Raw genomic sequence first — 18,555 nt, forward strand, 5'->3', positions numbered from 1 at the left:
GAGATTTTGGTCTGTCAGTGCAACCGGATTCTGTTCCTTTAACGAAGTCTTGGCCATCCAGGTTTCCAGTCGCCCCGGTTTTGCATCAGCATTGGCCGGAATTAGACCACTATTTACCAAAAAGCAACCGCCAATCAATGCAATCCCCATTGTTAACGTCACACCGAATAAAATACCCTTCAACATAACATCACCTCTCAATGGCAAGTTGGGGTTAGGCAAGAAACAATTTTCTTTCCCGGAAAATTTCGACAATCTGAATGCTGGCGACATCGCCGCCCTGCATGTTTGAGCAGGGCAAGTAAATAGTCGGACAAGCCTATTTGCTCACCACCGACCCGCATATTGAGCCAATACTCGGAATTGGTGATTCACCTGACTTTGAAACCATGAGCGCACTGCACAAACAACCCTTTGATTTATGGCGGAAGCGGTGAGATTCGAACTCACGGATGGTTTCCCATCGCTGGTTTTCAAGACCAGTGCCTTAAACCGCTCGGCCACGCTTCCGTTGGTTGAAGACGAACCCGTGAGGAAACGGGTTCGTCTTTTTAGAGTGCGTTAGGATACCACGCTCCTCCCCCACTTGTGGTATCTTTACCCCGTCCCCATCTAACGGACAGGAAGAACGGAGCAGGAATGGATCTTGCAACTTCTCCTCTCCAGCGTTGTCTTAGTGGGGCGAGCCCTGTGTACAGGGTATTACTGAAGGAGTCTGATACCATGCAACGAGAGTACAACATTTACAATCAAGCGGGCCAACTGGATTCGCTGCAACACCGAGTGCTGCGAAATACTTACTGGTTACTGGGCTTGTCCCTCATTCCAACGGCCGTTGGCGCCCTGGTGGGTCTCAATCTGAGTTTCGCCTTCATGGCTGCCAGTCCCATGCTCACCAGTTTGTTGTTTCTGGGGGCCATCTATGGTCTCTTTTACGCCATTGAAGCCAATCGTTACAGTTCCGTCGGAGTCTATTTACTTTTGCTCCTGACCTTTGTCATGGGCGTCATGCTGGGGCCTTTGCTTCAATTCACCCTGGCTTTCCGTAATGGAGCCCAACTGGTCTCCCTGGCCGCCGGAGGCACTGCTGCCGTGTTCTTCACCTTGTCGGCCGTGGCCAGCACCACCAAACGCAACTTCACCGGCATGGCCCAGTTTCTGGCCGTGGGGGCCGTGGTCTTGATGGTGGCCGTGATCGCCAATATCTTTTTGCACTTGCCTCTCTTCCAGGTAGTGCTATGTGGCGCGTTCATGATCTTCTCTTCGTTGATGATCCTGTTCAATATCAGCGCCATCGTTCATGGAGGAGAAACCAATTACATCACTGCAACTCTGAGCCTGTACGTCAACATCTACAATATATTTGTCAGCCTCTTGCAATTGCTGGGAATATTTGGCGGTGATCGTCGCTAATCCATAGTTCTTCCGATAAAGCGTAGACCTGTCCCATCAGGTCTACGCTTTTTTTGTTTGTCACTCCCGATCGAACAAGGCAAGAGATTCCACGTGGGCGGTATGAGGAAACATGTTGAATACCCCTGCCCCCTTCAGTCGATACCCCTTCTGATGCACCAGAACGCCAGCATCCCGCGCCAGGGTGGCCGGACTGCAGGAGACGTAAACAATGCGGCGGGGGCCCTCGGTCCCAATGGCCTTGACCAGATCAATGGCCCCATCCCGGGGTGGATCGATCAACCATTTGTCTTGAACTCCCCAACCCGCCACCGTAGATTCATCCACCTCAAACAAATTAGCAACCTGAAATCGGGTGTTCTTCTCAAGTCCATTATGCGCAGCATTTTGATAGGCCCGATCCACCAAGACCTGGTTTCCTTCAATCCCCAGGACCTGAGCACCCCGCCGGGCTAACGCCAAGGAAAAGTTTCCAAGGCCACAGAACAAATCCATCACTCGTTCCTCAGGCTGGGGATCCAGGAGACGCACTGCTTTACCCACCAGCACACGATTGATCTCGCCGTTCACCTGAGTGAATTCGGTAGGCCCAAAGGGGATTTCCAAGTCAAATTCATCGAGACGATAAGCCAAACCAGGTTGCTCGAGAGGGTAGAAGGGATGTGCCGTATCGGGCCGCCCTCTGGTCTGCCACCAGAACTGCACTCCGTGCCGGTCTGCAAAAGCGCGCATTTTTACCTTGTCTTCATCCGTGGGCAACTCCAGCAGGCGCAATACCAAGACCAACAGGTCTTCGCTGTGCGCCACTTCGATCTGAGGCAGACATTCCCGCACGGTCAGTTCCATGATCAGATTGCGCAAGGGAACCAAGAGGGTGGATACGGCAGGCGTGAGAATGGCGCAGGAGTCCATATCCGCCACGAAACTGGAACGTTTCTCATGAAACCCCACCAGCACTCGCCCTTTCTTAGCCACCCAGCGCACCGTTAAACGCGCCCGCTGACGATATCCCCAATCCGGACCCTGCAAGGGACCCCACAGGCTATCGGGACGAACCTTGCCAATTCGTGCCAGATTATCCTCGAGAATACGTTGCTTGTAAGCAATTTGCGCCGCGGGATCGGCATGCTGCATGTTGCACCCGCCACAATGGCCAAAGTGGGGACAACGGGGTTCCGTCCGGCTGGGTCCTGGCACCAAAACTGCACGCAGTTCCGCTTGGTCGAAATGGGATCTGCGCCGCTTGATTTCGGCACGTACGGTCTCGCCCGGCAGCGCCCCGTCCACGAAGACCACTTTCCCTTCATGACGGGCGATGCCCTGAGCCTCGTGGTCCAGGCCCTCGATCTGTAAGACTACCTCCATCCCTTCTTATCCCTTTATTGCCAAAGCCCCTCAAGGGCGTGTCGTTTCGAGATCTACCAGATGCAAGGTACGCTGGCCACGCTGACGATCCTCCACAAAATGGGTCAGCGCCTGAGTCACCGTGCGAAAGGCCAAATCAGCCCAGGGAATCTCTGCTTCTTCAAAAAAGCGCACCTCGCTACTTTCCAACGTAACGCCATGCTCCGGGCTGTCCATTCGTGCCCGAAAAAGGATATGTACCTGATTATGGGCGGCAATATTGATAACCGACATCAGGTCCTCGATGGTCACCCGGGCCAGGGATTCCTCAAAGGTTTCGCGCGCCGCGCCCATCTGCAAGGTCTCCCCATTCTCCATAAAACCGGAGGGCATGGTCCAGTAGCCTTCACGGGGTGCAATGGCCCGTCGACAAAGCAGAATTTTTCTTTCCCAGACCGGAATGGCCCCCACCAGAATTTTTGGGTTGCTGTAGTGGATGGTATGGCAACTGGGACAAACCTGACGGGGCAAATGATCCCCCTCCGGGACCTGGGTCAAGACTCGCACGCCACAACTGGAACAGTAATTCATGCCAAAGCCATCCTCTTTGAAAATGGTAGAATGGGAATATCCCGTGCGGACCTGACTTGGATCAAACCGAAAGTCTGAAGTTTTCATACAATGGCCCGTTACCTAACCGCACACCCAACCCACGAGTAAATCTATGCTCACCCCCCGATTTTAACCCATGCGATCCTTATTAATGACAGTGTTGACACTTTTTTCTCTGGCGGTATTGGCTTGCCGCGCAGAAGCAGAAGTCGTTGTCGTGCTCAATTCGGGAGAAGGCACCATCACCCGCATCGATCGTCAGACCTATCAACCCATGGATCACTTCTACGTTGGTCGTGAGCCTCATCATCTGATGAGCTTGCCGGACAACAGTGCCCTCATCGTCGCCAATGCCGTGAGTAATGATCTGGTTTTCCTGAACCCCAAAACGGGCGATATCCTGCGCCGTCTGACCCGCATCAGTGATCCTTATCAGATCGGCTTCAGCCCCGACAAACATTGGTTCGTCGCCAACTCACTGCGCCTGGATCGAGTGGATGTCTATGATGCTCACGATTTCCATCTGGTCAAACGCTTTGAATTGGCCTCCATGCCCAGCCACATGGCCTTCAGCCCAGACAGTTCCACGGTCTTTGTCACTCTGCAGGGCAGTGATCAATTGGCCGCCATCGACCTCCATGCCCTCAAGGTCAAATGGATCATACCCATTGGAAAAACTCCTGCCGGTGTAATTTTGACCCCCGATGGAAAACATCTTCTGGTGGGTATCATGGGACTGAACGAAGTCGCCGTGGTGGATTACAAAACCGCCCAAATCATCAAACATATTCCCGCAGGCAAAGGCACGCATAACTTCATGCCCGAAGGAGACGGACGCCATATCTTTGTCGGAAATCGTTCCGGAGACACCGTCTCCATCATCGATACCCAGACGCTCACCATCACCAAAACCTTTCCCGTACCCGGTGGCCCCGATGACATGGAAGTATCAGCAGATGGCAAGGAACTATGGATCACCAATCGCTGGATTCGTCAGGTCAGCGTAGTCGACTTGTCCACGGATAAGGTGGTACGCACCATTCCTGTGGGCAAATCGCCCCATGGCATTTTCTTTGAGCATCACGCTGCACGCCAGTAAGGATGATGCTCTTATGAATCCTTTGGCCCTGCAGTGCGGTATTGCCTTGATCCTGTTGAGCTCCGCAGTGTGGTGCGCGAAGCGGTCCCCAAATACCCCTTCCCCGGCGTGTCATGGCACCCTGTACCTAACTCTAGACACCGGGTCCATGCAGTCCGCAGAAACCATTGCCACGATTTTGCAGCGACACCAGATCAAGGCTACCTTTTTCGTGGCCAATGAACCCACCTGGCGCGGAGATCATGCGCTCGATGACAGTTGGCGCGATTTTTGGCGTGCACGGGTACGAGAAGGGAACCATTTCGGCAATCACACCTGGTTTCATGCCACCCTGGTCAAGGACCTTTCCTCAGGCGACATTCTGACCCGTGGCGGTGACCATGCACCCCGCGAATTCGACAAAGCAGGGTTCTGTCAAAACCTGCAGCGCGTGAATGAGCGCTTCAAGGTATTGACGGGACAATCCCTGGAACCCATTTGGCGCGCTCCCGGCGGACATCTTACCCCCAACGCCGCAACCTGGGCCGGGGACTGTGGTTTTCCTCAGCATGTAGGTTGGTCCGCTGCAGGATTTTTGGGAGATGAATTGCCCTCGGAAAAATATCCCAATCCGCGTTTACTGAACCAGGCCCTGACTCACCTCAAGGATGGCGACATTTTAATGATGCATCTGGGTATTCGCTCGCGCCATGATCCTTTTGTACGGGTCTTCGAACCTCTGATCACCGGCCTGCAGGCCCGCGGCTTCTGCTTCGCCACCTTGCCCAAATCTACGGAATGAGCGTAAACGCGTACCATGATGACCTGGTTTGAAACTTTCATGAACGGATTTACGCTGACCCAGGCCTGGGTCTTTGAACATTGCGTCAATCCTCTGCTCCCCCCTCTAGGCTTGCTGGCCTATCAGGAGGAGGCTTTCGATGCCACGGAGTTTGCTCTGGTGGGTATGGGAGAAATTGCTCTCCTGATCCTGTTTTTTCGTCCGCTTGAAGCGCTTTTTCCTGCTGAACGCTGGTCTGGACGGCGTGGGGTGCGCGTGGACATCCTCTATACCCTTCTTCACCGTCTGGGTTTCATTCCTCTTGTGATGTTCGTTCTGATGTGGCCCCTCACCTTCAAGCTGGATGCCTGGTTACGATTCCATGGATTTATCCCCTATACCCTGGAAGACCTCATCCCTGCCTTGGAAAACCACCCACTCCCCACCTTTTTTGCCTACCTCGTCATCATTGACTTTTTTTCCTACTGGTTGCACCGCTTCCAGCATCGACTGGAATGGTGGTGGGCGCTGCATGGCGTCCATCACAGTCAACAAACCATGAGTTACTGGTCCGACGACCGTACCCACCTTCTGGATGATGTGTTCACCGCAACATTTTTCTCCCTGCTCAGTTTGGTCATCGGCGTAGAACCCGGTCAGTTCATCCTGCTCATGATGATCCCCCGCGTTCTGCAAAGTCTGGCTCATGCCAACATTGCCTGGCGCTTCGGCCCCTTTGAGCGTTGTTTGGTCAGTCCCCATTACCATCGCTATCACCACGGGGTGGGTACAGGCAGTAATAGTGGTCAATTGAGTTGCAATTTTGCCGTACTCTTCCCGATATGGGACATTCTGTTCGGAACTGCCAATTTTTCAAGGGAGACGCCGCCCACAGGCATTGCAGATCAGCAAGAGGGACGGAACTATGGCAGTGGGTTTTGGGCTCAGCAACGATTGGGCTGTCAACGACTCTGGTCAGCCCTGACCCTGGGGAAAGCCTGAACTTTCCCCAGGAAGCAGTACTTAGTTGAGAATCAACTGGTTGAGACGTTTGACGAATTGAGCGGGGTCTTCCAACTGCCCGCCTTCGGCCAGCAAAGACTGGTCAAAAAGCAATTGGCTCCAGTCTGCAATACGCTGTTGATCTGTTTCCAATTTGAGACGCAGAATCAAACGGTGATCGGGGTTGATCTCAAGGATGGGCTTGGAGGTGGGCACTGACTGGCCTACGGATTTCAGAAAACGGGCCATGTTACCCGACAGATCGCCCTCTTCCACCACCAGACAGGCGGGAGATTCGGTCAACCGCTGGCTGACGCGAACGCTCTTGACCTGTTCACCCAACGCCCCCTGCATGGCCTCCAGCAAAGGTTTCAGAGTTTCAGAATCCGAGGTTTCCAGCTTGGGCTTTTCGACCCCCAATTTGGTCAGATCCAGATCTCCCTTGGCCACGGAATGAAGTTGCTTCTCTTCAAAACTTTCCAGATGGGAAACGACCCACTCATCCACGCGATCAGACAGGAGAAGTACTTCAATCCCACGGGAACGGAAAATTTCAAGATGCGGGCTATTCTTGGCTGCCGCAAAACTTTCTGCCGTCACATAGTAAATGGTATCCTGCCCGTCTTTCATGCGCCCAATATAGTCCTTGAGCGACTCGGTTTGATCGGATTTGTCCGTGTGGGTGGTAGAAAAACGCAGCAATCCCGCCCATTTTTCACGGTTGGCATATTCCTCGCCCGCTCCCTCCTTGAAGGCACGTCCGAACTCATTCCAGAACTTTTGATATTTCTCTTTCTGGTTTTCTGCCAGATCTTCAAGCAACCCCAGTACCTTGCGCGTACAACCGGCACGGATCGTATCGATATCCTTGGATTCCTGCAGGATTTCACGGGACACATTGAGGGGCAGATCTGCCGAATCAATCACCCCACGCACAAAGCGCAGATATTGAGGCACCAGTTTCTTGGCGTCCTCCATGATAAAAACGCGTCGCACATACAACTTGATTCCGTGACGAGGTTCGCGTTCCCACAGATCGAAGGGGGCACGGGCCGGAATATAGAGTAATTCCGTGTATTCCTGTTTGCCCTCCACCCGCGCATGACTCCAGGCCAAAGGAGCCTCGAAGTCGTGGGAAACGTGCTTGTAAAACTCTTGATACTGCTCTTCCGTGATTTCATTCTTGGGACGGGCCCACAGCGCATTGGCCTGATTAAGAGTTTCTTCCTCCGGTTCGTTGATGACCTTTTCCTCTCCTTCCTGAGGAGGAACAGGGTCTTTTTTCATGCGAATCGGCAACTGGATATGGTCGGAGTAGCGACGCACGATACCACGCAATTTCCAGGCATCGAGAAACCCTTCTTCTCCTTCCTTGAGGTGCAGCGTCACCGTAGTCCCGCGCGTTGGAACTTCCAAGGTTTCAATGGAGAAAGAACCATCTCCCGAAGATTCCCACTGTACGCCCTCCGACTCTGATGCTCCGGCCCGACGGGTGGTCAAAGTAACCTTATCCGCAACGATGAATGAAGAATAGAAACCAACCCCGAACTGCCCGATCAGCGCAGAATCCTTGGCCTGATCGCCCGACAGTTTGCCCAGAAATTCCTTGGTTCCGGAACGCGCAATGGTCCCGATGTTACTGATCACTTCTTCCCGCGACATCCCCACCCCATTATCCCGGATGGTCAATGTACGAGCTTCCTTATCGATTTCCAGATGGACCGCCAGGTCGGGATCCCCCTCCAGAAGTGTCGCGTTTTGAATGGCCTCGAAACGCAGTTTGTCACAGGCATCGGAGGCATTGGAAATCAATTCACGTAAAAATATTTCCTTGTTGCTGTACAGTGAATGAATCATCAACTGCAGTAACTGTTTGACTTCGGTCTGAAAATTCAGGGATTCCTTATGGCTCATGGTGTCATCACATCCGTGGGTTTGAACGAAAAATACAGCGATGACCCTGAGTTGGGGGCAATCAGTTCAATTTCAAGTGGGTGAAAGAGTCTTGAGCCACAACAGACCTGCCACGGTCTTGGCATCACAGATGCGCCCTGTCTCCACCCAGCGCCAGGCTTCTTCCAGAGGTACGGCCAAGGTTTCAAGAAATTCTTCCTCATCACGCCGAATTTCTTCGAAAATAAGGTCCTGAGCCAAAAAATAGGTGATCTGTTCCGTGGAATAAGCAATACACAGGTCCAAACACATAAGTTTTTTCCAGCGTCCCGCCCGGTACCCGGTTTCTTCCTTCAATTCCCGTTGTGCCGCTTTCAGTGGATCCTCACCCAGATCCAGTTTTCCTGCCGGGATTTCAAAGTAGTGGCGCCGTTGGGGATAGCGGAACTGATACTCGAGGAGTACTGTTTTTTCATCCAGCAAGGGAATAATGGCCGCAGCCCCATGATGCCGAATATATTCCCGGGTGGCTTCCTGACCGTTGGGAAGTTGAACCCGATCTTCATGAACATCCAGTAATGCTCCTCGATAGCGCTGAGCAGAATCGAGGGTCCGTTCGGTGAAGTCCGGCCATGAATGGTCAGGCATGTTCCAGTCAAGGAGCACGATTATTTTACCCGCGCAGCGACTGAGCGATGGATGCCGTACACAGATCGATGAGTGGCTGGGGGATGATTCCAAGCGCGAGCAATGTCAACGCATTGATGCTGAGAAGCAGGCGATGATCACTTTCCCCCACGATCGGCGTGTCATCCTCCGGCTCATCCATGTACATCAGTTTGACGACACGCAGATAATAAAACGCGCCAATCAGGGACATGAGTACCGCCACGACCACCAACCAGGTCAATCCGGCATCCAGGGCGGCACTGAGCACGGACAACTTGGCAAAGAAACCCGCAGAAACCGGAATCCCTGCCATGGAGATCATGATCAACAGCATCAAAAAGGCATACCAAGGACTGCGTTTGTTCAATCCTTTCAGGTCATTCAGTTGGTCTGCCTCAAAACCCTCGCGACTCATGAGCAAAATCAGGCCAAAAGCGGCCAAACTCGTAAGAACATAAGTTACTACGTAGAACATGGCCGCTGCATATCCTCCCAAGGTACCTGACAGGATGCCCAACAACAGGAACCCCATGTGCGCAATGGTGGAATAAGCCAGCATACGCTTGAGGTTGGTTTGAGCGATGGCCGTCACGTTTCCAACCAGCATGGACAGTACCGAAACAATGATGAGCATGGATTGCCAATCTGCGATCATGGGTCCCATGGCTCCCGCCAGCAAACGCATGAAGAAAGCAAAGCCGGCAATCTTGGGTGCCGTGCTCACAAACAGGGTAACCGCGGTGGGCGCCCCTTCGTACACGTCGGGTACCCACATATGGAAAGGCACCACACCCAACTTGAAGGACAAGCCTGCCACCATGAACACCAACCCCAGAACCAGAATGCCGGGGTCGGCATTACCTTGAGCAATGACATTGGCTACTTCAGCCATTTGCAGAGTGCCTGTGGCGCCGTAGATCATGGACAGGCCATACAACAACATTCCAGAAGCCAGGGCCGCCAGGACGAAGTACTTCATGGCGGCTTCGGTGGCAACGCTCGAGTCCCGCTGCAACGCAATCAAGGAGGCCAGAGAGAGGGAGAGCAGTTCCAACCCAAGATAGAGCACCAGAAAATGGTTGGCAGAGATCATGACCATGATCCCGAGCAGCGCAAAGAGGATCAGGACAAAAAACTCACCCTTGAACAAACCACGGCTTTGAATGTAGTCACGGGAATAAGCCAGAACGAAGGATACCGTCAGCACGGAGATCATCTTCAGGGTACGGGCCATGGGGTCATCCACGAAGGACCCATTGAAGGTCGTCACCACCTGCCCCAGGGAACCGATCAGAAGAAACCCCGCCGTCCCCACCAAGGCCAGTTGAGCATAGGCATAGGTCAGGAATCGTTTGGACTCGGAAATGAACAAATCCGCGATCAGCAGGGCAGAAAGCGCCACCAGAAGAAAAATTTCCGGGTAGGCTGGAACTAGATTGGGTGTGGCGAAGGTCATCGTCGCTCCATCAGAACTTGGGGGTCGAGGCCTGCTCGATCAACTGCAGGACCGAAGCGTGCATGGGTTCGGAGAACAACTTGGGGTACAACCCCATCCCCAATACCAGCAGTGCCAGAATGATCAAAAACAGGAATTCTCGGCCAGAAATATCCTTGAGCGCTGCCACATGGTCATTGGCCACTTCTCCAAAGATAACCCGCTTCACCATCCATAACGTGTAGGCGGCGCCCAGAACCAGCGTGGTGGCTGCCAGTGTGGCATACCAGAAATTGACTTGAATCGCTCCCAGGACAACGATGAATTCTCCAATGAAACCACTGGTTCCAGGCAAGCCGGCGTTGGCCATGGAAAACAACACCATGAAAGTCGCAAACTTCGGCATGGTATTGGCCACCCCGCCATAATCAGCAATTTGTCGTGTGTGCATGCGGTCATACAATACGCCGATACACAGAAACATGGCACCCGAGATAAACCCGTGCGAAATCATCTGAAGCAGACCTCCCTCCATGCCCATGGGGTTGAACAGAAAGATCCCCAGGGTCACAAACCCCATGTGTGAAATGGATGAATAGGCCACCAGTTTCTTCATGTCCTGCTGGACCAAAGCCACCAGACCGATATACACCACGGCAATCAATGATAGGGTGATCATCGTCCCGGCGAGGGCATGACTGGCATCTGGTGTGATGGGCAAGTTGAATCGCAGAAATCCATAAGCGCCAATTTTCAAGGTAATGGCGGCCAGAATGACCGAGCCTCCCGTCGGGGCCTCCACGTGGGCATCGGGCAACCACGTATGAACCGGCCACATTGGCACCTTGACGGCGAAGGACATGAAGAAGGCGATAAAAATCAGGATCTGAACTCCCAGAGGAAGAGCCACTGCCTGGAATTTGAGGATTTCGAAAGACTCTCCGGCCTCGAAATACAGATAAATGAAAGCCGCCAGCATGAGCAGGGAACCCAATAGGGTATACAGAAAGAACTTGATGGAAGCATAGACTCGGCGCGGCCCCCCCCATACCCCGATGATCAGATACATGGGTATCAGCATGGCTTCAAAGAAAACATAGAACAGAATGGCATCCAGGGATACGAACACACCGTTGATCAACCCGGACATGATCAGAAAGGCCGCCATGTACTGAGCTTGTCGTTTTTCGATGACGATCCAGCCTGCTATCACTACCAGAATGGTCATGAAACTGTTGAGCAGGACAAACCACAGGGAAATCCCATCGATTCCCAAGTGATAAGTGATGTTGAAAGCAGGAATCCAGCGGTAGGCTTCTTCAAACTGCATGGCCGCCGAGGCGTTGATGAATCCGGTATAAAGCGGAAGGGTGACCAGGAAGCCCAACAAAGCCCCCACCAGTGCCACTCCACGGGTTAGCCCCGGGTTGGAATCGCGCCCCAGGGCGAGGACGAGAATCCCCGCCAGAATGGGGACCCAGATACTCAAAGAAAGAAGATGGTGTGCAGTCATGGAATTCCGCTCAAATTACGCTTTGATGAACCACAGGCTCATCAGGAAGAACACCCCAAAAATCATAGCAAAGGCGTAGTGGTAGATGTAGCCCGTCTGAATCCGGCGCAAGCGTGTGGACAAGGCCCCCACCAGTTGGGCAGAACCATTGACGATCCAGCCATCGATGAACTTTACATCCCCCAGTTTCCACAATCCCTGCCCTAAACAACGGGCACCGCCGGCTATAAAAACTTCATTGAAACGATCAAAGTAGTATTTATTGTCCAACAGGGTATAAATGGCGCCGGATTCACGGGCGATCACCGCGGGAATATGGGTCCACTTGAGGTACAAAGCGGCAGCCAGCGCAATCCCGGAAACGGCCAGCCAGAAAGGCAGGGACTGAACTCCCTCGACAACGAATGGGCCTACCCCATGCCAGGCCTCGCGCATTTCCGGCAGAGCGCCAGTTCCGGGCAGCAGGGTAATGGAAGAACCAAAATAATCTCCCATGACCATGGGCCCAATGAAGATCCAGCCGGCAATGACCGAAGGAATGGCCAGCATGATGAGCGGCAGGGTAATGACCAGGGGCGATTCATGGAGATGCTCACGGGTATGATGGTCCATGCGCGGTTTCCCATGAAAGGTCATGAAAAGCATGCGGAAACTATAAAATGCCGTCACAAATACCCCGGACAGCACGGCAAAGGAAGCGAAACCTGAGCCAGGCAAATGACTGGCACGCACGGCTTCGATGATGGCATCCTTGGAAAAAAATCCGGCAAAGGGCGGAATGCCAGCCAAAGCCAGAGAACCGATCAACGCCGTCACATAAGTAATGGGCATATAACGCCGAAGCCCCCCCATCTTGCGCATGTCCTGCTCATGATGCATGGCATGGATCACGGAGCCCGCGCCCAGGAACAGGAGTGCCTTGAAAAAAGCGTGGGTTCCCAGATGAAAAATCGCTACAGGATAGGCTGAAGCGCCCAATGCCACGGTCATGTAACCCAACTGGGACAGGGTGGAGTAAGCCACTACCCGTTTGATGTCGTTCTGGATGAGCCCCAGGAAAGCCATGAACAGGGCAGTACATGCACCGATCACGAGAACGGTGGAGCGTGCTGTGGGGGACAACTCAAAGAGAGGAGACATGCGGGACACCATGAAAATCCCGGCAGTTACCATGGTTGCCGCGTGGATCAGTGCGGAAATGGGCGTGGGACCTTCCATGGAATCAGGTAGCCAGACATGCAGGGGCATCTGTGCCGACTTGCCCATGGCTCCCACAAACAGCAACAGACAAATGACCGTAATCAGGGAGACCGGCATGCCTCCGCACAATTCGATGGTATCCCGCGCAAAATCAGGGGCCTGCTGAAACACCGTGGCATAATCGAGAGAACCAAAATGGGCTTGGATCAAAGCGATCCCGAGCAAAAAACCCAAATCACCCACCCGATTCACCAGGAATGCCTTGAGGTTGGCATAAATGGCCGTGGGACGGGTATACCAAAAACCGATCAGCAGATAAGACACCAGACCCACCGCCTCCCAGCCAAAAAACAACTGGACGAAATTATTGGCCATTACCAGCATCAGCATGGAGAAGGTAAAGAGCGAGATGTAACTGAAAAAACGTTGATACCCGTCATCCTCGTGCATATACCCAATGGTGTAGATATGGACCATGAGGGAAACGAAATTCACCACCAGCATCATGGTGACGGTGAGCGGATCGATCAGGAAGCCCACCTCAAAAACAGAGGAGTCTCCCATGGTCAGCCATTGATAAACGGTTCCGTTGAAGGAGTGCCCTGCAAAAACATCCTGGGCAATCACCATAGATGCGATCAGGGATACCGCCACGCCGAGGATCGTAACGGTGTGACTGCCCGCCTTGCCCAGAGTTTTGCCAAAAAACCCTGCCAGCACCGCACCCAACAGGGGGGCTAGAGGAACCAGAAGATAAAGACTTGGCACACTCATGTCGATCATTCCTTGAGGTGGCTGAGGTCGTCCACATGAATGGAGCGCAGGTTACGAAACAGCACCACCAGAATGGCCAAACCAATGGCCGATTCCGCTGCTGCTACAGTGAGAATGAAGAAAACGAAAATCTGGCCCGCCGTATCATGCAAGTAATGGGAAAAAGCCACGAAGTTCATGTTCACGGCCAGCAGCATCAACTCGATGCACATGAGCAAAATGATGAGATTCTTCCGATTGAGAAAAATCCCCACGATGCTGATGGCAAACAGCAGTGATCCGAGCATGAGATAGTCTGTCAGGTTGAGCATTACAACTCCCTTTCGGCGGGCATGGACACGATCCGCATGCGGTCGGCTGCTTTGACTTGCACCTGCAGAGCCGGGTCCATGTGCTTGGAATCTTTGCGGCGACGCAGCGTCAGGGCAATGGCGGCCACAATGGCCACCAGCAAAATAACGGCTGCCAGTTCAAAAGAAAAAACGTAATCGGTATAGAGCAGACGGCCCAACTCCTTGGTATTGCTGATTGACCCTCGGGGATCCGGAACCATGGAGGAAAACTGACGACTGCTCACCACCAGCCACATTTCCAGCACCATCAACAGTGCAACCCCTCCACCGAGCGGCAAATGCTTCCAAAACCCCTGGCGCAGTCGTTCGTTGTCAATATTGAGCATCATGACCACAAACAGGAAAAGGACCATCACTGCGCCCACGTAAACCAGTACCAGAACGATGGCAAGGAATTCGGCCTCAAGCATCATCCACAACGCCGATCCGGTAAAAAAAGCCAGCACCAGGAACAAGGCGGAATGGACGGGACTGCGGGCGGTAATCACCCCCACACCGGCCCCCACCAGAACCAGCGCAAAGGCCATAAACAACAGGAAAGAAGAATCAAGCACGGTGCGTCATCCTCATCGGTAAGGGGCGTCTTCTGCCCGGTCAGCCGCAATCTGGGCTTCGTAACGATCTCCCACGGCCAGAAGTTTTTCTTTGGTCATGAGCAAATCTCCGCGCTGCTCACCGTGGTATTCAAAAATGCGCGTTTCCACAATGGAATCCACAGGACAGGATTCTTCACAGAAACCGCAGAAAATGCATTTGGTCAAGTCGATGTCGTAACGGGTTGTCCGCCGGCTTCCATCCTCCCGTTGTTCCGATTCGATGGTGATGGCCATGGCAGGACACACGGCTTCGCACAATTTGCAGGCGATACAGCGCTCCTCTCCGTTGGGATAGCGACGCAGGGCATGCAGGCCACGGAAACGGGGCGACATCGGCGTCTTCTCTTCGGGATATTGCACGGTAATCTTGGGCGCGAAAAAATGACGTCCCGTAATGCTCATGCCCTTGAGCAATTCGGATAGGGTCCAGTTCTTGACGAAGGATTTGAGGTCAGCCACAGGGTACTCCTCAATGGAACCAAAGATTGAGCACGGGAAGACCGCGCAGGGGTTCCTGCAGGAGCAGGCCCACGATCACCAACCAGATCAGAGTCACAGGAATAAAAACCTTCCAGCCCAGACGCATGATCTGATCATAGCGGTAGCGCGGAAAGGTTGCCCGGAACCACAGGAACAGGAACAAAATGAAACTCATCTTGGCAAACAACCACAGAATTCCATCAGGCAGGAAGGAGACCGGCGACAACCAGCCGCCCATGAACATGAGGGATGCCAGTGCGGCAATGAGAATCATGTTGGCGTATTCGGCCAGGAAAAAGATGGCAAAGGCCATACCGGAGTATTCCACATGGAACCCCGCCACAATTTCCGATTCACCTTCAGCCACGTCAAAGGGCGCCCGATTGGTTTCAGCCGTCCCTGCAATGACGTAAATGACGAACATGGGGAAAAGCGGAATCCAGTTCCATTGCAAGAGTCCCAGACTTCCTTGCTGAGCCTTGACGATATCCACCAAATTGAGACTGTGGGACATCATCAGTACCGTCACCAAGGCAAATCCCATGGCGATTTCGTAACTCACGATCTGGGCTGCAGAACGCAGGGCCCCAAGGAAGGCATATTTGGAGTTGGAAGCCCAACCAGCCAGCACCACACCATAAACTCCCATGGAAGTGATGGCCAAGATGTACAACAGTCCGGCATCCACATTGGCCAATACCAGATCCGGGGTAAAGGGCACCACAGCCCAAGCCGCCAGAGCGGGCATAATGGCCAGTACGGGAGCCAGTACGAAGAGAAACTTGTTGGACCCACTGGGAATGATGATTTCCTTCATCAACAACTTGATCCCGTCCGCAATGGGCTGAAGCAATCCGAATGGCCCCACCCGGTTCGGACCGATACGGATCTGCATGAAGCCGATGACCTTGCGTTCTGCCAAGGTCAGATAGGCTACTGCCCCCATCATGGGTACCACGATGGCCAGAATCTTGATCAGCGTCCAGACCAGTGGCCAGAGCGGGCCGAAGAATGCTTGAAGCGTATCCATCATGCCCCCTCCAGTACGACCATGCCCATGGCCTCGCCCAATGACGCGCAGAGCGGATGGGCAATAGGCACCACCGCACATCCCTCCGCCAGCGTTTCATCCAGGGTCACGGGCAAAACTACACTGCCTTCACCCTGTCGAACCCGCACCGATTGTCCCTCCCTCAAACCCAAACTGGCTGCCTGGGCAGGATGCAGAATGACCCGAATGTCCCCTGCCAGGGCGGTTTCCTGTAATGCAGGCGCACGTCGCACCAGTGGGTCAGCATGGTAACCGGGTAATTCGCCCACCCGTTCCACGGTTCCCAGAGAGGCGCGAACTTTTAGAACGGGCGCCTGGGATAGTTGATTGCTGAGTGCTTCGCGGCAGACCAGCGGCAGGTCCGGTGAAATTTCCGTACGCACTTCCTCAAGGGTTTCCTGAGCAAAACCTGGACAATCCAGCAGATTACCCAGCACGCGCCAGATTTTCCAGGCTGGACGCGCTTCACCCTGGGGCGACACCACGCCATTGAAGGATTGTACCCGTCCTTCCATGCTGACAAAGGTTCCGGCAGATTCAGTAAAAGGTGCAATGGGTAGCATGATCGTTGCCCATTGTTCCGCATCCCCCTTGAAGGCACTCAGGGCCACCACCGTCTCGGCCTGACGCAACGCTTTCAAAGCCAGGGTGGGGTCCGCGCAATCCAGAGAGGGTTCCAACCCCATCACCACATAGGCCTGGCGCGGCTGGCGCCATTGCGCCTGGGCATCCAACCCCGTCTGGGCATGGGTATGAAAGGCCCCGCGCTGAGGCAAGGCCCCAGCCAGCGCAGCCCCCACCGTATTGGCAGCCAGCGCCAATTGTCCAAAGGAAGCCCCCGTCACTTCGCCCAACACCTGGGCCAAACGATAAAGTGTCGCATAATCGGGATGTTGTTGAGCCAGTTGCCCCAATACCACCGCTGATTTTCCCTGCGCCGTCAGCAGATTGGACGCACAGGCCAAAGCCTCGGGCGAAGGTGTCGTGGTGGTCAAAGGCAATAAATCTTCAGGCAGAGGGATGCCTGTTTGTTGGGCCACGGCACTCAGTATTTCACCGAGCAGTGCCGGCCATTCGCTGGGTTTGCCCAGCAGGGTTGCCGCCACGGGCATGGCCCAATCCTCATTGCGCGCCGCCACCCGATGTACCTGCGCCCCGGACCGGGCCGCGCGCCGCAAACGCACCGCCAGCAAAGGTTGCTCTTGACGCAACACCGACCCAATCACCAGAACTGCCCGCAGATCTGACCAGTGAGCAATCGCCATGCCAAGCCAGGGTGTCCCTTGTTGCAGGGCGTCGAGAGAAAAATCCACCTGACGGGTGCGGTGATCGATATTATGGCAACCCAATTCACGCAGTAACTTTTGCGCCAAATAAAGTTCTTCAAGGGTTTGATGAGGACTCAACAATGCACCGATCCCTTCGCCCCCGCTGTCATGGCGCACCTTTTCCAAACCATCCACCACGCACTGCAAGGCTTCGGCCCAAGTGACCTGAGTCCACTGTCCGTCCCGCTTGACCTGGGGATGAAGCAGCCGATCAGCGCTGTGCAACGCCTGATAGGAAAATCGATCGCGGTCGGACAACCAGCATTCGTTGATGTCGTCGTTTTTACGTGGAAGCACACGCACCACGTCGTTGGGCATCTTGACCTGTACCTCGATCTGTGTCCCCAATCCATCGTGCGGGCTCACCGACGGGAAACGCGTCAATTCCCAGGAACGGGCCGCAAAACGAAAAGGCTTGCTGGTCAGTGCGCCCACAGGACAGAGGTCGATGGCGTTGCCCGAAACCTCCGAATCCACGGTCAGATCCATGAACGCCAGGATTTCCGAGTGCTCTCCCCGTCCACCGACGCCCAGTTCCATGATCCCGGCAATCTCCTGGCCATAACGCACACAGCGCGTACACAGGATGCAACGTGTCATGTCGGTGGAAATAAGCGGACCCAGATCCTTGTTGGAGACTACCCGTTTGGCTTCCTGATAACGCGAAGCTCCGCCGCCGTAGCCCACGCTGATATCCTGCAACTCACATTCGCCACCCTGGTCGCAGATGGGGCAGTCGAGGGGATGATTGATGAGCAAAAACTCCATCACTGCCTTCTGTGCCTCCACGGCCAAAGGTGAATGGGTATGTACCTTCATCCCTTCGGTCACTGGGGTGGCGCAGGCAGGCAGAGGTTTCGGCGCCTTTTCCACCTGAACCAGACACATCCGGCAATTGGCGGCAATGGACAGTTTACGGTGATAGCAGAAATGAGGAATCTTGATCCCCAGTTGCTTGGCCGCATCCATGACGGTACGCCCGGCTTCAATCTGGGTAGGTTTTCCGTCGATTTCGAGGTTCAATAATGCCATA

Annotated in this window: 17 protein-coding genes and 1 tRNA gene; 5 read left to right on the forward strand and 13 right to left on the reverse strand. The window is 54.0% G+C overall.

The genetic code is table 11. The annotated features are described in order from the left end of the window. The first annotated feature begins 49 nt into the window (after positions 1-49). A complete protein-coding gene (locus IV91_RS19000; protein WP_150112344.1) occupies positions 50-292 on the forward strand; it encodes a hypothetical protein in 243 nt (80 codons plus the stop codon). 130 nt (positions 293-422) lie between these two features. Here IV91_RS19000 and IV91_RS0101545 read toward each other — a convergent pair. Continuing rightward, a tRNA-Ser gene (locus IV91_RS0101545) sits at positions 423-510 on the reverse strand. A 213-nt stretch (positions 511-723) separates the two neighbouring features. Between IV91_RS0101545 and IV91_RS0101550 the strand changes: the two genes are divergently transcribed. Continuing rightward, positions 724-1,413 carry a Bax inhibitor-1/YccA family protein gene (locus tag IV91_RS0101550; RefSeq protein WP_031595481.1) on the forward strand — a complete coding sequence of 230 codons (690 nt, stop codon included), beginning with the start codon at positions 724-726 and terminating at the stop codon, positions 1,411-1,413. 60 nt (positions 1,414-1,473) lie between these two features. Here the strand turns inward: IV91_RS0101550 and rlmD are convergent, their stop codons facing one another. Further along, on the reverse strand, positions 1,474-2,778 hold the full coding sequence (gene rlmD, locus IV91_RS0101555; RefSeq protein ID WP_031595482.1) for a 23S rRNA (uracil(1939)-C(5))-methyltransferase RlmD: 1,305 nt from the start codon (positions 2,776-2,778) through the stop codon (positions 1,474-1,476). 30 nt (positions 2,779-2,808) lie between these two features. Then, entirely contained in the window at positions 2,809-3,348 is a 540-nt protein-coding gene (locus IV91_RS0101560; RefSeq protein WP_031595483.1) for an NUDIX hydrolase, read from the reverse strand. A gap of 157 nt (positions 3,349-3,505) precedes the next feature. Here IV91_RS0101560 and IV91_RS0101565 point away from each other — a divergent pair, with 157 nt between their 5' ends. From IV91_RS0101565 to IV91_RS0101575, 3 genes are read left to right on the forward strand one after another with little or no spacing between them, the layout of a single operon-like run. Next, positions 3,506-4,468: a YncE family protein gene (locus IV91_RS0101565; protein ID WP_051861829.1), complete on the forward strand. Its 963-nt coding sequence runs from the start codon at positions 3,506-3,508 to the stop codon at positions 4,466-4,468. Beyond that, on the forward strand, positions 4,431-5,249 hold the full coding sequence (locus tag IV91_RS0101570; RefSeq protein WP_233418371.1) for a polysaccharide deacetylase family protein: 819 nt from the start codon (positions 4,431-4,433) through the stop codon (positions 5,247-5,249). The genes IV91_RS0101565 and IV91_RS0101570 overlap by 38 nt, the downstream gene beginning before the upstream one ends. A gap of 15 nt (positions 5,250-5,264) precedes the next feature. Then, positions 5,265-6,230 (forward strand): sterol desaturase family protein, encoded by a 966-nt coding sequence (locus IV91_RS0101575; RefSeq protein WP_031595486.1) that lies wholly within the window; start codon positions 5,265-5,267, stop codon positions 6,228-6,230. 21 nt (positions 6,231-6,251) lie between these two features. Here the strand turns inward: IV91_RS0101575 and htpG are convergent, their stop codons facing one another. The 10 genes from htpG to nuoG all read right to left on the reverse strand — a co-directional run bounded on the left by htpG (position 6,252) and on the right by nuoG (position 18,554). Then, positions 6,252-8,144: a molecular chaperone HtpG gene (htpG, locus tag IV91_RS0101580; protein WP_031595487.1), complete on the reverse strand. Its 1,893-nt coding sequence runs from the start codon at positions 8,142-8,144 to the stop codon at positions 6,252-6,254. Between the two features lie 72 nt (positions 8,145-8,216). Further along, positions 8,217-8,771: an NUDIX domain-containing protein gene (locus IV91_RS0101585; protein WP_031595488.1), complete on the reverse strand. Its 555-nt coding sequence runs from the start codon at positions 8,769-8,771 to the stop codon at positions 8,217-8,219. Positions 8,772-8,796: 25 nt separating this feature from the next. Beyond that, positions 8,797-10,248: an NADH-quinone oxidoreductase subunit NuoN gene (gene nuoN, locus IV91_RS0101590; RefSeq protein ID WP_031595489.1), complete on the reverse strand. Its 1,452-nt coding sequence runs from the start codon at positions 10,246-10,248 to the stop codon at positions 8,797-8,799. Between the two features lie 10 nt (positions 10,249-10,258). Next, positions 10,259-11,740, reverse strand: a complete 1,482-nt coding sequence (locus IV91_RS0101595; protein ID WP_031595490.1) for an NADH-quinone oxidoreductase subunit M — start codon at positions 11,738-11,740, stop codon at positions 10,259-10,261. A gap of 15 nt (positions 11,741-11,755) precedes the next feature. After that, positions 11,756-13,723 (reverse strand): NADH-quinone oxidoreductase subunit L, encoded by a 1,968-nt coding sequence (nuoL, locus tag IV91_RS0101600; RefSeq protein ID WP_031595491.1) that lies wholly within the window; start codon positions 13,721-13,723, stop codon positions 11,756-11,758. Continuing rightward, a complete protein-coding gene (gene nuoK / locus IV91_RS0101605; RefSeq protein WP_031595492.1) occupies positions 13,720-14,025 on the reverse strand; it encodes an NADH-quinone oxidoreductase subunit NuoK in 306 nt (101 codons plus the stop codon). Before nuoK ends, nuoL begins: the two co-directional genes overlap by 4 nt. Then, positions 14,025-14,594 carry an NADH-quinone oxidoreductase subunit J gene (locus IV91_RS0101610; protein WP_031595493.1) on the reverse strand — a complete coding sequence of 190 codons (570 nt, stop codon included), beginning with the start codon at positions 14,592-14,594 and terminating at the stop codon, positions 14,025-14,027. The genes nuoK and IV91_RS0101610 overlap by 1 nt, the downstream gene beginning before the upstream one ends. Positions 14,595-14,633: 39 nt before the next feature. Beyond that, positions 14,634-15,122 carry an NADH-quinone oxidoreductase subunit NuoI gene (gene nuoI, locus IV91_RS0101615; protein WP_031595494.1) on the reverse strand — a complete coding sequence of 163 codons (489 nt, stop codon included), beginning with the start codon at positions 15,120-15,122 and terminating at the stop codon, positions 14,634-14,636. Between the two features lie 10 nt (positions 15,123-15,132). Then, complete coding sequence (gene nuoH / locus IV91_RS0101620; RefSeq protein WP_200874304.1) at positions 15,133-16,173, reverse strand: NADH-quinone oxidoreductase subunit NuoH; 1,041 nt, start codon at positions 16,171-16,173, stop codon at positions 15,133-15,135. Next, entirely contained in the window at positions 16,173-18,554 is a 2,382-nt protein-coding gene (nuoG, locus tag IV91_RS0101625) for an NADH-quinone oxidoreductase subunit NuoG (protein WP_031595497.1), read from the reverse strand. Before nuoG ends, nuoH begins: the two co-directional genes overlap by 1 nt. Position 18,555 lies beyond the last annotated feature (1 nt).

This window comes from Ferrovum myxofaciens (assembly GCF_000735045.1).
GTDB classification, from domain to species: Bacteria; Pseudomonadota; Gammaproteobacteria; order Burkholderiales; family Ferrovaceae; genus Ferrovum; species Ferrovum myxofaciens.